This is a genomic window from Rhizobium sp. Root483D2, from assembly GCF_001426685.1.
In the GTDB taxonomy this organism is placed as follows: Bacteria; Pseudomonadota; Alphaproteobacteria; order Rhizobiales; family Rhizobiaceae; genus Pararhizobium; species Pararhizobium qamdonense.
On sequence record NZ_LMFB01000009.1, the window covers coordinates 421980 to 436002 of the forward strand.

Consider the following 14023-nt stretch of genomic DNA (forward strand, 5'->3'; position numbering starts at 1 on the left):
ACGGGTCAGGTTTTGCTGCGGATGAGCAGCTGTGCGTTTTCATTTTCAAGTTATCCTGGATGCGTTTATCGGACCCGATCACGTCCGGGGACGCTGCCGCCGATTCGCAAGGCCGCAATACCCCTTTCCCTTACCCGGCTAAACCGTTCGTTGCTGCTTACGTTGCGTCTTCAACCTCCGCATGCCGCCTTTTTGGATGCGACCCAATTTGATCGGATGGGGTCGAATATTGCCATGCGCGGGAGCGTGCGTGTGATGGGCGAATTAAGCAGTTTGGCCGGTATAGCCGCTTCAGGCGGGATGTCTTCGCTCTTCATTGCCTTGGACGAATGATTTGGACTGGTGGGCAATTTGTTGGAACTTCAAAATTTCAAGGAATGCGCCATGAGACGTCCCAGAATTAAGACTGCGTTGATATCGAGCCTGTGCCTGCTTGCCGCCATCGTTGCCGCTTTTGCGGTCTATTCGCTGGTCGGCCTTCAGACGATCAACAACAATATCGAGGAAATGGCCGAGAACTGGCTGCCCAGCGTGCAATATTCCGAAGCGATGGATGCAGCCCTTGCCAATGTCCAGATCAGCTACAAGAACCACATTCTTTCGATCGATGCGACCCGCCAGGGCGAAGCCGAACAGGCGATCCTGACCGAGCGCAAGAATTTCGAAGCGCAGGCCGCGCGCTACGAAACCTTCATTTCGGAAGATGCGGAAAGAGTATTGCTCAGCGATGTGCGCGGCAAATTCGATGATTATGTGAAAGCCGGAGAGAACCTTCTGGTTCTGTCGCGCGCCAACCGCAACGAGGAAGCGCAGGCCTTCATGTATGGCGCGATGGAGCCGGTCTCCGAACAGATCGCCTCGGGCATCGAAAAGATCGTTGACCTGAATGTTGCCGGCTCCAAGACATCCCATGATCAGGCTCAGGAGATTTTCAGCCGGATCTTTGCCATATCGTCGATCGCGGTGGCGCTGTGCCTGATCATGATCGGGGCGGTGATCTGGTTTGCATTTTCCGGTGTTGCCCGGCCGATCGAAACCATCACTGCATCGATGAAGACACTGGCCGGTGGCGATGCGGCGACGCCAATCCCCTTTGCCGGCCGGGCCGACGAGATCGGCGAGATGGCGGCAGCCGTCGAAGTGTTCCGGATCAATGCCCTGGCCAACCGGCGGCTGGAGGAGGAAGCGCAGGAAAGCCGCAACCTGACCGAGGAAGAGCGCAAGCGCAAGGCGGAAACCGACCGGATCCGGTCTGAAGAAATGGCGCAGGCGACCTCCGGTCTGGCCAGCGGCCTCAAATATCTGGCAGGCGGCGATCTGTCGTTCAAGCTCGAAGAGCGCTTTGCACCGGATTATGAAAGCCTGCGTTCCGACTTCAACGCCGCCGTCATCCAGCTGGCCGACACGCTGCAGGCCGTTGCGCTTTCCACCGGGCATATTGACGGCGGCACGCGGGAAATCAGCCAGAGTGCCGAGGATCTCGCCAAGCGCACCGAGCAGCAGGCTGCCTCGCTCGAGGAAACCGCCGCAGCGCTCGACCAGATCACCACCAATGTGAAGCATTCGTTCGGCCGCGTTGACGAGGCCCGCAATGTCGCTGTTCAAGCCAACAAGAGCGCCAAGCATTCCGGCCAGATCGTCACGGATGCGATCGAGGCGATGCACAAGATTGAGCAATCGTCGCGCCAGGTCACCAACATTATCAGCGTCATCGACGAGATCGCGTTCCAGACGAACCTACTCGCCTTGAATGCCGGCGTCGAAGCGGCGCGTGCCGGTGAGGCCGGCAAGGGATTTGCCGTCGTCGCCCAGGAGGTGCGCGAACTGGCGCAGCGGTCCGCGCAGGCCGCCAAGGAAATCAAGGGCCTGATCTCGAGCTCGTCGGTGGAAGTCGAAAGCGGCGTCCGGCTGGTCAGCGAGACCGGACAATCGCTCAAGACCATCGAGGACTACATCGTCGTCATCAACGGCCATATGGATGCAATCGCAACCTCCGCCAAGGAACAATCGATCGGCCTGGCCGAGGTCAACACGGCGGTCAACCAGATGGACCAGGTGACCCAGCAGAACGCGGCCATGGTGGAGGAAAGCAACGCGGCCAGCGCCACGCTTGCCAGCGAAGCCGGACGCCTGCGCGAGCTGATCGGCCAGTTCCAGCTCGGCGGCCAGGCAGCAAAGAGACCGGCCGCCATGCTCGCCGACAACACGCGGCACGCAGCCGTAGCCTCCACGCCCTACAAACTCACCAGCCGCATCGCCAAAGCCTTCAACGGCAACGCGGCGCTGAAGGAAAACCAGTGGGAGGAGTTTTGAGGCAGGGATCAGGCCCCGGGCTTGGACGGGTAAGCCGCGGGTCAAATAACGGCGGGGCCTGGGGTGACCGGACCCTGCGAAAACGAGGCTGATGTCTGCGCTGCACGGTAAGTGAGCGCGCAGACATCGCAATTGAACAGGGGAGGTGGCCGCATCGATGCGGCCGTCTCCTTTACCGGGCGCTCGGCTGTAAGGCCAAGCTGTCCGGTGGACCGCAGACAATCGTCACGGCGACATGCCGATGAGAATGTAGCGGAGTCTCGGGCAAAAGCGGTCACAAGTCTTTGTCCTCCTCAGGTTTTGATCTGAGGACATCCAGTGATCCGGCCTATCCGGCCACACGGTCTCATTCAGTTCGAGCCACTTAAACTGCCCAGTTTAGAGCGCCAAACGGAACGACCGGTCATAGCGGTCTGTCGTCTCAAGGACGATCTGGACCTTGCCGTCGCCAAGACCATCGAGCCAAACGGCAATCGCTGTAGGCACGTCGCCGATCTGGCATGGCGACCGAGGGCGCTTTCGAATGAATCCAAAGGCGCTTTGGCGATATTGCATCCGATGACATCGCGGCGTGCCTCTTTCTGTGAGGCGAGTTCCGCTGTCGCGGCGTCCATCAACTATTCAGGTTTGGGCACCAAAAACGGCCCAAGGACCAGAGCCAGCAAACGGTTTCCAACGACCGGATCGCGCGCGGTCTTCCGTCCATCCCCTTAGGCACGGTTCAGACATACAAGTTTCCTGCGAGCACCGGGACCAGGCATTTTGGCTTCTTGCGCATGTCGCCAGGCGACTGCAAAACACCAGAAAAAATGACGCTATATGCAAATAGACGATGGCCGCATCGCTGCGGCCATCGTCTTTGTCAAAAAGCCATCCCCTTTCACCGAAGGGAGAGGGGATGACCGCTATGGTGCCGTCATTCCGCCGGCGCTGCTACGCCCGAATGGTCGGGAGATGCTGCTTGCTTCTGGCGTCCCTTGAAAATCCACCGGGTTCCGAAGAACAGAACGGGGATCAACAGGATGCCGAGGAAGGTGGCGGAAATCATACCGCCCATCACGCCGATACCGATCGAGTTCTGGCTGCCTGAGCCGGCTCCGGTCGCGATCGCCAGCGGCAGAACACCGAGGATGAAGGCGAAGGAGGTCATCAGGATCGGCCGCAGGCGCTGGCGTGAGGCTTCCAGCGTCGCCTCAAGCAACGGTTTGCCAGCCTGCTGTTGGGCAATTGCAAACTCGACGATCAGGATCGCGTTTTTGGCGGCGAGGCCGATCGTGGTCAAAAGGCCGACTTTGAAATAGACGTCGTTGGCCTGCCCAAACAGCGTCGCCGCCGCCAAAGCTCCAAAGATCCCGACAGGCACCACCAGCATGACGGAAAAGGGGATAGACCAGCTTTCGTACAACGCCGCCAAGGCGAGAAAGACGACGAGGACGGAGATGGCGTAGAGCTGGAGGGCCTGGTTGCCCGACAGGCGTTCCTGCGCCGAAAGGCTCGTCCAGTCATGGGTGAATCCCGACGGGAGTTGCTCCATCATCCGGTCGATTTCGACCATGGCCTGGCCGGAGCTCGCGCCGGCGGCTGCTGCACCCTGGATCTGTACGGCCGAGGCGCCGTTGTAACGCTCCAGCCGTGGAGAACCATAGGTCCATTTGCCGGTTGCGAAGGCTGAAAATGGCACCACCTCGCCCCGGTCATTGCGGACGTGCCAGCGGTCGAAATCCTCCGTTTGCATGCGGAAATCCGCGTGCGACTGCACATAGACCCGTTTGACGCGGCCGCGATCGATGAAGTCGTTGACATAATTACCGCCCCAGGCCGTCGAAAGGGTTGAATCGATGTCGCTGAGATTGAGGCCAAGCGCACTTGCGCGGCTGCGGTCGATGAAGATGGAATATTGTGGTGTGTCTTCCAGACCGTTCGGACGTGTTCCGGAGAGAAGATCGCTCTGGCGTGCAAGGCCGAGCAACTCGTTTCGAGCCTCCATCAGCGCCGTATGACCGGCATTTTGGTTGTCGCGAATGAAGAAGTCGAAACCGGCCGAGTTGCCGAAACCTTGAATGGCGGGAGGATTGAGGGTGACGACATTGGCATCCCGGATCGGTGCCAAAGCGCGCATGGCACGTCTGACGATCGCTTGTGCGCTGGCTTCCGGGCCTACGCGCGCCTCCATATTCTTGAGTTCGACGAAGGCGATCGCAACATTCTGGCCCTGGCCGGTGAAGTTGAAGCCGACAATTCCGAACACGCCGGTGACATAGTCTGCTTCCTGTGTGCGGAAGTGTTCAATCACGGTGTCGAGCACTTTGCGGGTTCGATCGGCCGTTGCCCCCGGTGGAAGCTGGATGCTCGAGAAGATACGGCCCTGATCCTCTTGCGGCAGGAAGCCGGTTGGCAACCGGTCCAACAGCGTGACGGTGCCTGCCAAAAGCGCCACGAACAAAATCAGAGAGAATGCCATGCGCCGGATCAGGACATTCACGCAGCTTTTATAAGCCTGCGTGAAGCGTTCGAAACTCCGGTTGAACCAGCGGAAAAAGGCGTTCTTGTCCGCGTGATGTTTCGGCTTGCGCAACATCGTCGCGCAGAGCGCCGGGGTGAGCACGAGCGCCACCAGAACGGACAGAAGCATCGCAGTAACGATGGTGATCGAGAACTGCCGGTAGATGACCCCGACGGAGCCGGAGAAGAAAGCCATCGGGATGAAGACGGCCGAAAGCACCGTGGTGATGCCGACGAGCGCGCCGCTGATTTCTCCCATCGACTTGATGGTTGCCTCGCGCGGCCCCAAACCCTCCTCTTCCATGACGCGCTCGACATTTTCGACCACGACAATGGCATCGTCCACGAGAAGGCCGATGGCCAGCACCATGCCGAACATGGTCAACGTGTTGATCGAATAGCCGAAGAGCGCCAGCACGCCGAAGGTTCCGAGAAGCACGACGGGAATTGCCAGCGTGGGAATCAACGTCGCGCGTAGATTTTGAAGGAAGAGGAACATGACGATGAACACGAGCACGACGGCTTCGACGAGCGTTTTGAACACGCCTTCGATCGAGAGCTGCACGAAAGGTGCTGTATCATAGGGGTATTCCACCTGCACATTGGCAGGGAAGCTGCTCAACTGCTGCTCGATGACCGTTTTCACGGCCTTTGCGGTCTCGATCGCGTTCGCATCGGCGGTCAGCCGCAGACCAATGCCGCCGGCGGCGAGGTCGTTATAGATACTGCTTGTCGAATAGCTCTCGGCACCCAGTTCGACGGTTGCCACATCTCTCAGCTGAACGACGGCACCGTCGCTCTCGCTTTTCAGAATGATGGCTTCGAATTGCTCCTTGGTCTGCAGACTGCTGCCGGCGGTCACGCTGGCGTTCAGCTGTTGTCCCTGTCTTTGTGGCAGGTCCCCCAATTGCCCGGCCGAGACCTGGCTATTCTGGTCCTCGATCGCGTCGGTGACGTCGCTGACGATCAGCTGATATTTTGCCAGTTTGTCCGGATCGAGCCAGATACGCATGGCATAACGCGAGCCGAACAGCTGCGTGTCGCTGATCCCCGGCACGCGGCGCAGCGCATCGTTGAGCGAATTATCGATGAAATCGGCGAGGTCATTGACCGTCTGCTTTCCGTCCGTCGACATGAAGGACACGATCATGAAGAAGCCAGCGCCGGATTTCGCGACAGTGAGGCCGCTATTCTGTACGGCGTCAGGCAACCGCCCCTGGACGAGCTGCAGACTGTTTTGCACCTGCATCTGCGCCACGTCCGCATCGGCCTCGTTGTCGAAGGTCAATGTGATGGACGCCTGGCCTGTCGAGGTCGAGTTGGACGTGATGTAGGAGAGGTTGTCGAGGGCGGTCATGCCCTGTTCGATGATCTTTGTGACCGAGTTTTCGACCGTCTCGGCATCGGCACCGGGATAATTCGCCGTGATGCGAATGGTTGTGGGGGCGATCTGCGGATATTGGGAGATGGACAGCGTGGTGATCGACAGGGCGCCTGCGAGCATCACGATAATGGCAAGGACCCAGGCAAAGATTGGGCGATCGATAAAAAAGCGCGACATGTCTTAATCCTAGCGGGCCGTGGCGAGGGAAATGCCGGGTGAAGGGCTGTTGCTGTTTGCCTGAGCGGCGGGTTTGTCGGCGCCTTCCGTAATGGCCACCACAGCACCGGTCCGATCATCGATCCGGACCGCACTCACCTCGACATCCTGACCGGCGCGCGCCCGCTGCGAGCCTTCCACCACGAGGCGATCACCATCTGCGACGCCGCCGCTGACCAGCCAGCTGTTGCCAATGCTGCGATCGACGGCAATAACCCGCTCCTCGATCTTGCTCTCCGCATTGACGAATTTGGCGGTTGCCTCGCCCCTTGGATTTCTCGACACGCCGCGTTGCGGCAGAAGGAAGATTTTTTCGCGAATGCCTTCCTCGACGATGGCCTGGACATACATGCCCGGCATCAGCAATCCATCCGGATTGGGAAAGAGCGCGCGCGTCGAGACCGTGCCGGCCGTCATGGACACGGACGAGCCTGCGAACTGCAGTTTGCCGGGATGCGGATAGCGCGACCCGTCCTCAAGAAGCAACTCGACGGTCACGGATCCGCCATTCGTGGTGATCCGGTTTTCCGCGACAGCTTTCTTCAAATTTAACAGATTGACGCTGGATTGAACGACATCGACATTGATCGTGGCAAGCTGCCGGATCGTCGCGAGTGCCGTCGCCTGATCTGCAGTGACGAGCGCGCCCGGCGTGACGCTCGACGCGTCGATGCGGCCGTCGATCGGCGCGCGGATCTTGGTATATTCCAGATTGATCCGTGCTGTCTCCAGCGCCGCAGCGGCTGCGGCAACGTCGGCTTGCGCCTGCAGCATGGTGGTCTGCGCCTCGTCCAGGTCCTGTTGGCTGACGGCGTTGCGCGTGGTCAAATTCATATAGCGCTCAAGGCGGGCCGTGGCGCTGGGAATGGCACCATTTGCGCGCTGCAGGGCTGCTTCAGCATTTCGGAAGGCGGCTTCGAACGGGGCCGGATCCAGCTCATAGAGAATGTCACCGGCTTTGACATCACTACCCTCGTCGAAATTCCGGGTGCGGACGATACCGCCGACACGCGGTCTCACTTCAGACACCATATGAGCGCTTGTGCGGCCCGGCAATTGTGCGGTCAGTGTCACCGTTTGCGGGCGAAGGGTTTGCGCGCTCACCTGTACTTTGGCAGGTGCTGGCCTGGGTGCGGCCGCCTGTTCGTCGCTGCAGCCAGCGAGGCTGGCCGTTATCAAGAGGGCTGCGGCAAAATGGAGGGGCATTCGTCGCGCGATCATTGGAAATCCTCGTTTAAGCAGCGTTGTTCGTTGATACGGACCGGTTTTCTGAATGGCCTGTCCGGGAAAAAGCCCTTAAAAGAGCTCTTGTGCGGCCACGCTAGCCGCCGTTTGTCGCAGAGATGTGCCAGAGACGTTCCAGTCTGTAATATTTTGTTTCCACTGCCCAAGTTTGTTGCACCGCAGCAAGCTTGTGACACTTTATTACAATTTTTTGAGTGCCTGCATTTCCGTGCGGCGATATAGTGCGGTTCTCAACCAACGGGCCCGGTAATGAGCAACGAACCTCACATTGTCGTCGTTGACGATCATCGCGACATTCGCGATCTTGTGGGTGCCTATTTGTCCCAGCACGGCTTTCGAGTGAGCGTCGCGGAAAGCGGTGCTGCCTTGCGCAGAATATTGGAACGTGGCGCAGCCGACCTGATCATTCTCGATATCATGATGCCGGGTGAGGACGGCTTGTCGGTCTGCCGGCAGCTTCGAAGCGGCAACCAGCTTCCCATCATTTTTTTGACGGCCATGGCTGACGAGACCGATCGGATCATCGGGCTGGAGCTTGGGGCGGACGACTATCTGGTCAAGCCCTTCAATCCGCGCGAACTGCTCGCCCGCGTCCGGGCGGTTTTGCGCCGGACCGCCACCAACGCACCGGCGCCAAGGGAAGTGGCGAAAAATCAGATCATCGATTTCCATAATTGGCGCCTGCATGTGCGCCGGCGGGAACTTCAGTCCCGTGACGGACTGGGGGTGGCACTGAGTACGGCCGAGTTCCGCCTGCTGAAGGTTTTCCTAGACCATCCTCATTCTGTGCTCACGCGTGACGAATTGCTGGACCTGACGGTCGGGCGCACGGCGGATTCTTTCGATCGCAGCATTGACAACCAGGTCAGCCGGTTGCGCAAGAAAATCGAGCCGGACCCGAAAAACCCGGTCATCATTCAAACCCATTGGGGCGGCGGATACAGCCTCTCCGTGGAGGTGAGCGTGCAATGAAGGTGCCGTTGTGGAGGAGGAGCTTAGCGGGTCAATTCATCGTGTTCATTTTGGGCGCGCTTCTCGTTGGGCAAACGGTCGCCTTCATGATCTCATCGCGGCAGCGCGAAACAGCGATCCGGCAGACGATCGAAAGCGAATTCATAGCCCGTACAGACGCATTATCGAGCATGCTGGCCGAGGTTGCTCCGGACATGCGGCAGAATGTTCTCCTAGCGGGTTCGGTGGGCAATTCGCGCTTCTGGCTATCGGATCGTGATCCGGCAAATGACGCGCGCGCATGGTACGAAACGGCGCAATCTCATTTGCGCATTCCAATCGAAGACCTAATCCGCTCGCAGGGTCTTGACGGATTCACCATGCCATCCGGCAGCCGGCCAGTGGCGCTGGGCGATCCCGATGTTTCGGATTGGCAACCACTCTTATCCGATCCCGATATTGCAAACGCGCGCTTCCTCCACTTCTCCGGCCAGGAAGGCATGGGCATTGTGCAACCCGTGAATGACGGCACCTGGCTCAATGCGGTCTATTACAAGCCTGCGAAACCTGGTCTTTGGGGCATGCAATCCCTGCTCTCGATGGGGATCACGGCGATTATTCTGAGCGTTATCGGTGTCTTCGTTGCCCGCCAGATTGCCCGTCCCTTGCGCAGTCTCGCCATTTCGGCAGAAGCGCTGGGCCGCGGCGAGGCCATTCAGCTGTCTCCGCCGCGTGCACCAGAAGATATAAGGCAGCTTTACGAGGCCTTTGACGGCATGCAGATGAGGCTGCGCCGTTTTGTCGATGATCGCACGAAGATGCTGGCAGCCATCGGCCATGATCTGCGCACTCCGCTCACCACCCTTCGCCTTCGGGCCGAATTCGTCAGCGATCCGGAATTGCAGAGCAAGATCCTAGCGACTGTCGACGAGATGCAGGCCATGACGGAGGCAACGCTGTCCTTTGCCAAAAGCGAAGCGACGGCGGAGGAAACGCGCAAGATCGATATTGCCGCGCTTTTGGGCAGTCTCTGCGATGATCTCGCCGAACTCGGTCATGATGTCACGTTCCAGGAAAGCGAACGGATCAGCTATCGCTGCCGTCCGGATAACCTCAAGCGCGCACTTCGAAACCTGATCGAAAACGCGCTGAGATATGCCGGCAAGGCTTCGCTGAAAGTCAGCAGGCTGCCAGATTCGATCGAGATCCTCGTCGAGGACGATGGGCCGGGTATTCCTGAGGATCAGTTCGAGCAGGTTTTCATGCCGTTTTACCGGTTGGAGACATCGAGAAACCGGGAAACCGGAGGCGTCGGCCTTGGCCTGTCGATCGCCAGAGCGATCGTGCGCCACCATGGCGGAGATATCGTGCTGTCGCCCAACGATCCTGGTTTGCGGGCTGTCGTGGTCTTGCCGGTGGGGTAGGCCCGATAAGCAGCCCGGCTGGAGATGGCTTGCCGGCCTTGTCCGATCTAATGGCTATGATCTCAGCCCGGTCTGAAATCTGGATGTTCCAGTTTCAAAACATGCTGTGCGGTTTGAATATTCGTTCTAGTGACAACCGCCCTTATCTCCTATGCTTTTCGCATGGATTCGAAATTAGCGCCAAAGCTTGCCCCGCCGATCGCTACGCCCGTCATCCCCGGCTGGGTCAAGCCTTCCGGCGATATGAGCGATGCCGATGTCGCGTTCATGTCCGGGGCAGCGCTGAGCAGCTTGGATCAGCTGGTGCGGTCGGAGCCTGTCTGGTCCGGCGCCTGGCGCCAGCGTCTTGCGCTGAAATGTGCGGCCGCTGCCGTGCGGCTCAGCGGGAGAACGGAAGACGACGCAGCGCTGCGCGATGCCGTTCTGTTGCGTGCACCAGGGGGCGATGCGGGACCGGCCGGCAATATCTTCTTGGCCTATAGAAGACTATCGGCGCATCCCGCACAGGATGCCGGACTGCTTGACGAAAAAACGCTGCGCGATCTCGCGGATCTCTTCGCGATGAAGTGGGACGATACACTTGCACAGTTCTCCGGATTTGCATGCGAATTGGGACAGAATGCGCAGGCGGCACCGTTTGCCGTTGCCGGGCTGGTCACGACCGTGTGCCGTCTTCGGCCGGATGCAGAAATCCTGGCCTGGTGGCTGGCGGACTTGGTTCTGGCGAAAAAGCTCAATTGGCAAAGGCCCGTTCCTCTTTTGATGGCGCAACGATACGACGCAGCCTTTCGGATGACGGCGGGAAGAGGGCGCATCAAACCCGATGACGAGGCGTTTCCCCGGGCGGTTTGCCTCGCTCTGATCCAGGGCGTCCGGGAGGCCTTGCGCCAGGCGGTTGAAACCGAACGCCGTGCCGCGCAGTTTTTGGCCGTCGCGCCCAAAGTGCGGACCAAGGGCGCGCAAACGGTCTTCCGGCAATTGCTGGCTGAGGATGCGCTGTCGGCTTCTGCGGCCAACGGCAATCTTTCCCGCTGGGCGAGCCGCCGGTTGTTCGAGCGCTTGGAAACGCTGGGCGGCGTGCGCGAACTGTCGGGACGCTCCACCTTCCGGATTTACGGCTTGTGACCATGTCCGGATCCGATATTGCCAGCAGCGGCGGACGCAGAAAAAAGGGCGCAGGGCAGGACGCGGTGCTGTTTGATCGCGACCTGTCTTCCCTGCCGCCGGCGTTGCGCTGGCGGGAGTGGATGAACCGCATCGAGGCAGTGATTTTCGCCTCCGCCACGCCCGTTGATCGCGCCACGCTTGCCCGAGTCGTTGGTCCGGAATGCAATATCGACCTGGTCATCGATGACATTCGCGAGGAGTTGCGCGGGCGGCCCTACGATCTGGTCGCCGTCGCGGGCGGTTGGCACCATAGGACGAGATCCGCCTATGCAACGGCGATCCGGGCCTCTGGCGCGGCAACCCAGCCGATGGCAGGGTTCAGCCAGCAGGAAGCCATGATCCTGATTGCGATTGGCTATTACCAGCCGGTGACGCGCAGCGAGTTATCGACGATGTTCGGCAAGGAAGTCAGCCGCGACACGATCGCTGGCCTGCGCCAGGCAAAACTCATTACGTCCGGCCCCCGCAGCCCGACGCCCGGCGCGCCCTATACCTATGTGACCACACCTTCCTTCTTGTCCGCGTTCGGCTTCGATACGCTGCGTGATCTACCAGACATTGAAATGTTGGAGGATAGCGGACTGCTCAACCGCAAGAAAGTCGCCGATGACCTCGATATGATGGAGCCGCGGCTGGACGAAGACGATGAGGATGATTGACGTTCAGCTCTTTGCCTCGGACGCAGGTTCACAATCAGCGGCGGCCATCGCAAGGGGCCGATCGTAAGCAGGCCATTTAGGATGACAATGAAGCGCAAATTTAAGAGCACCCTGAAGCCGATCCTGTTCCTGAACTTGTTGATGGGCGGCGTTGTCCTGTTGCCGGATATGGGAAAAGCGGAATGGCAGGCGATCGAAAATGTGCAGGCCTATCCGGTTACTGGTAAGACCGGCGCCGAACTCTATGCCTCGATTGGCGAACGTGGCCCGAAAGCGGGTATCGGCCGTGCCATCGCCTTTACCAATTTCAAGCTGACCTGGACCCGGAAATACGAACCGCAGGGCAATGCCTGTGTTCTGACCGTCGCGCGGCCAAAGCTCATCATAACCTATAGGCTGCCAAAGCCTGCCGAGCGCCTGCCGGCACCTGTCCAAAAAAGCTGGGACACGTTCATCTCGGGCGTACGCCAGCACGAACGCGTGCACGGCGATCTCATCAAGGATATGGTGAAGAAGATCGAGGCGGTCTCCGTTGGCCTGACGGCCGCCGATGATCCCCAATGCCGGAAAATCCGTGTGGACCTCACCGCACGTCTCGGCGAACTGTCCCGCGCCCAGAGGCAGCAGAGCCGGGATTTCGACCGGGCCGAACTCAGCAACGGCGGCAATGTTCACCAGCTCGTCCTGGCGCTGGTCAACGGACAATAGAGGCTGCTGAAGAGCAGGCCGGTCCTTCTCCACACGCTGTCACTGACATGACAGACGGTAAATCTCGCCGCAGGTGCTCTTCGGCGCGGGCTCAAACGTGCCTTCAACTCAAGTATATTGCGGCTGCGGTTGGATCTGATCTTTTTGTGAAAGCGTGCCGCTCATCAATCACCATGAAAATCAATTTCATGAAAATGGTAATTTTGCTGATTTCGGTTGACGGTTTTGAAAATCTGCCTCAGTCTAAGAAAATAAATTACGACAATAACGGGGAACACCGGAATATGAAAGTGGGCATTATCGGGCTCGGATTCCGTCTGGGCTATCTGGGTTATGTTTTCAAAGCCATGGATGAGAGCTTCGAGATCGCCGGTTATGTCGATCCGAACCCTGCGGGTTTGCCTGGCCTGTTTGAAAAAAACATTTCTGCCGGCACGGCTTACGCGACCCCCGAAGAGCTCATTGCCAATGAGAAGCTTGATCTCCTGATGATCGGCTCGCCCAATCACCTGCATCTCGATCATATCCGTACCGGCCTTGAATCCGGCCTGAAGGTCTTCAGTGAGAAGCCGGTTGTCACCACGGTCGAGGAAAGTATCGAACTTGCCCGCCTGATGGCGAAATACGGTCATGAACGGCTGATGGTCGGTCTCGTGCTGCGCTATGCGCCGATGTACCGGGACCTGCGTGCAGCGCAGGCGGCGGGAACGCTTGGGCATATCGTCTCGATCGAGGCGTCCGAGCATATCGAGCCCTATCACGGTGCCTTCTTCATGCGCGACTGGCGCCGCTACGAACGCTATTCCGGCAGTTTCATGCTGGAAAAATGCTGCCACGATCTTGATCTTTACAATGGCATTATCGGCGCGCGGCCCGAGCGGGTGGCAAGCTTCGGCGGCCGCAAGAGCTTCATTCCCGAAAACGATCCGGCCCGCGAGGGGATCAACGATCTCGAACTTTTCCATCGCAAGCCGAGCGGCTGGATGGGCTCCGACAAGGTGTTCGACAGCGATGGCGATATCATCGATTACCAAGTGGCAATTGTCGAATATGCCAATGGCGTCGGCATGAATTTCCATACCAATCTGAATGTCCCCGATCAGTTCCGCCGTTTTTGCATCATGGGATCGCGCGGCATGGCCGAAGGAGATTTCATCCGGGGTTATTTCGATGTCCACGAGATGCTGACCGGGCAAAAAGTCGTCGAAAACAAATATGCGGCAACAGCGCTGTCACAGCATTACGGCGCTGACGAACAGATGGCCACCGACATTATCCGCCATGTCCGCGATGGGCGGGCGCTGCCAGTCTCCACGATCGATGCACTGGAGGCGGGAATCCTGGCGCTGTCCATGGACGAGGCGCGCCGCAAGCGCACCGTCGTCGATCTGCGGCCGGTCTGGGATCGCTTTGACGAGGCGCTCCACGCGCGTGCAGCATAAGGAGGGCGCGAG

At 59.2% G+C, this 14023-nt stretch carries 9 protein-coding genes; 7 read left to right on the forward strand and 2 right to left on the reverse strand.

The window, feature by feature from the left end:
* Positions 1 to 384: 384 nt before the first annotated feature.
* A complete protein-coding gene (locus ASD32_RS08535) occupies positions 385 to 2313 on the forward strand; it encodes a methyl-accepting chemotaxis protein (RefSeq protein ID WP_060637658.1) in 1929 nt (642 codons plus the stop codon).
* A 916-nt stretch (positions 2314 to 3229) separates the two neighbouring features.
* Here ASD32_RS08535 and ASD32_RS08540 read toward each other — a convergent pair.
* On the reverse strand, positions 3230 to 6376 hold the full coding sequence (locus ASD32_RS08540; RefSeq protein ID WP_060637564.1) for an efflux RND transporter permease subunit: 3147 nt from the start codon (positions 6374 to 6376) through the stop codon (positions 3230 to 3232).
* Positions 6377 to 6385: 9 nt separating this feature from the next.
* Positions 6386 to 7636, reverse strand: coding sequence for an efflux RND transporter periplasmic adaptor subunit (locus tag ASD32_RS08545; RefSeq protein ID WP_060637565.1), 1251 nt, complete (start codon positions 7634 to 7636; stop codon positions 6386 to 6388).
* A gap of 273 nt (positions 7637 to 7909) precedes the next feature.
* On the opposite strand from ASD32_RS08545, the gene ASD32_RS08550 reads away from it, so the two are divergent.
* The 6 genes from ASD32_RS08550 (at position 7910) to ASD32_RS08575 (ending at position 14011) form a co-directional block, all read left to right on the forward strand.
* Complete coding sequence (locus ASD32_RS08550; RefSeq protein ID WP_060637566.1) at positions 7910 to 8632, forward strand: response regulator; 723 nt, start codon at positions 7910 to 7912, stop codon at positions 8630 to 8632.
* Between the two features lie 41 nt (positions 8633 to 8673).
* Positions 8674 to 10035 carry an ATP-binding protein gene (locus ASD32_RS08555; protein ID WP_244490131.1) on the forward strand — a complete coding sequence of 454 codons (1362 nt, stop codon included), beginning with the start codon at positions 8674 to 8676 and terminating at the stop codon, positions 10033 to 10035.
* A gap of 162 nt (positions 10036 to 10197) precedes the next feature.
* Positions 10198 to 11160 carry a DUF1403 family protein gene (locus ASD32_RS08560; RefSeq protein WP_060637659.1) on the forward strand — a complete coding sequence of 321 codons (963 nt, stop codon included), beginning with the start codon at positions 10198 to 10200 and terminating at the stop codon, positions 11158 to 11160.
* Between the two features lie 2 nt (positions 11161 to 11162).
* The gene (locus ASD32_RS08565) at positions 11163 to 11861 is read left to right on the forward strand and encodes an SMC-Scp complex subunit ScpB (protein ID WP_060637568.1); all 699 of its coding nucleotides are present in this window, start codon (positions 11163 to 11165) and stop codon (positions 11859 to 11861) included.
* A gap of 141 nt (positions 11862 to 12002) precedes the next feature.
* Complete coding sequence (locus ASD32_RS08570) at positions 12003 to 12569, forward strand: DUF922 domain-containing protein (protein ID WP_060637660.1); 567 nt, start codon at positions 12003 to 12005, stop codon at positions 12567 to 12569.
* 284 nt (positions 12570 to 12853) lie between these two features.
* The gene (locus ASD32_RS08575; RefSeq protein ID WP_060637661.1) at positions 12854 to 14011 is read left to right on the forward strand and encodes a Gfo/Idh/MocA family oxidoreductase; all 1158 of its coding nucleotides are present in this window, start codon (positions 12854 to 12856) and stop codon (positions 14009 to 14011) included.
* The last annotated feature ends 12 nt before the right edge of the window (positions 14012 to 14023 follow it).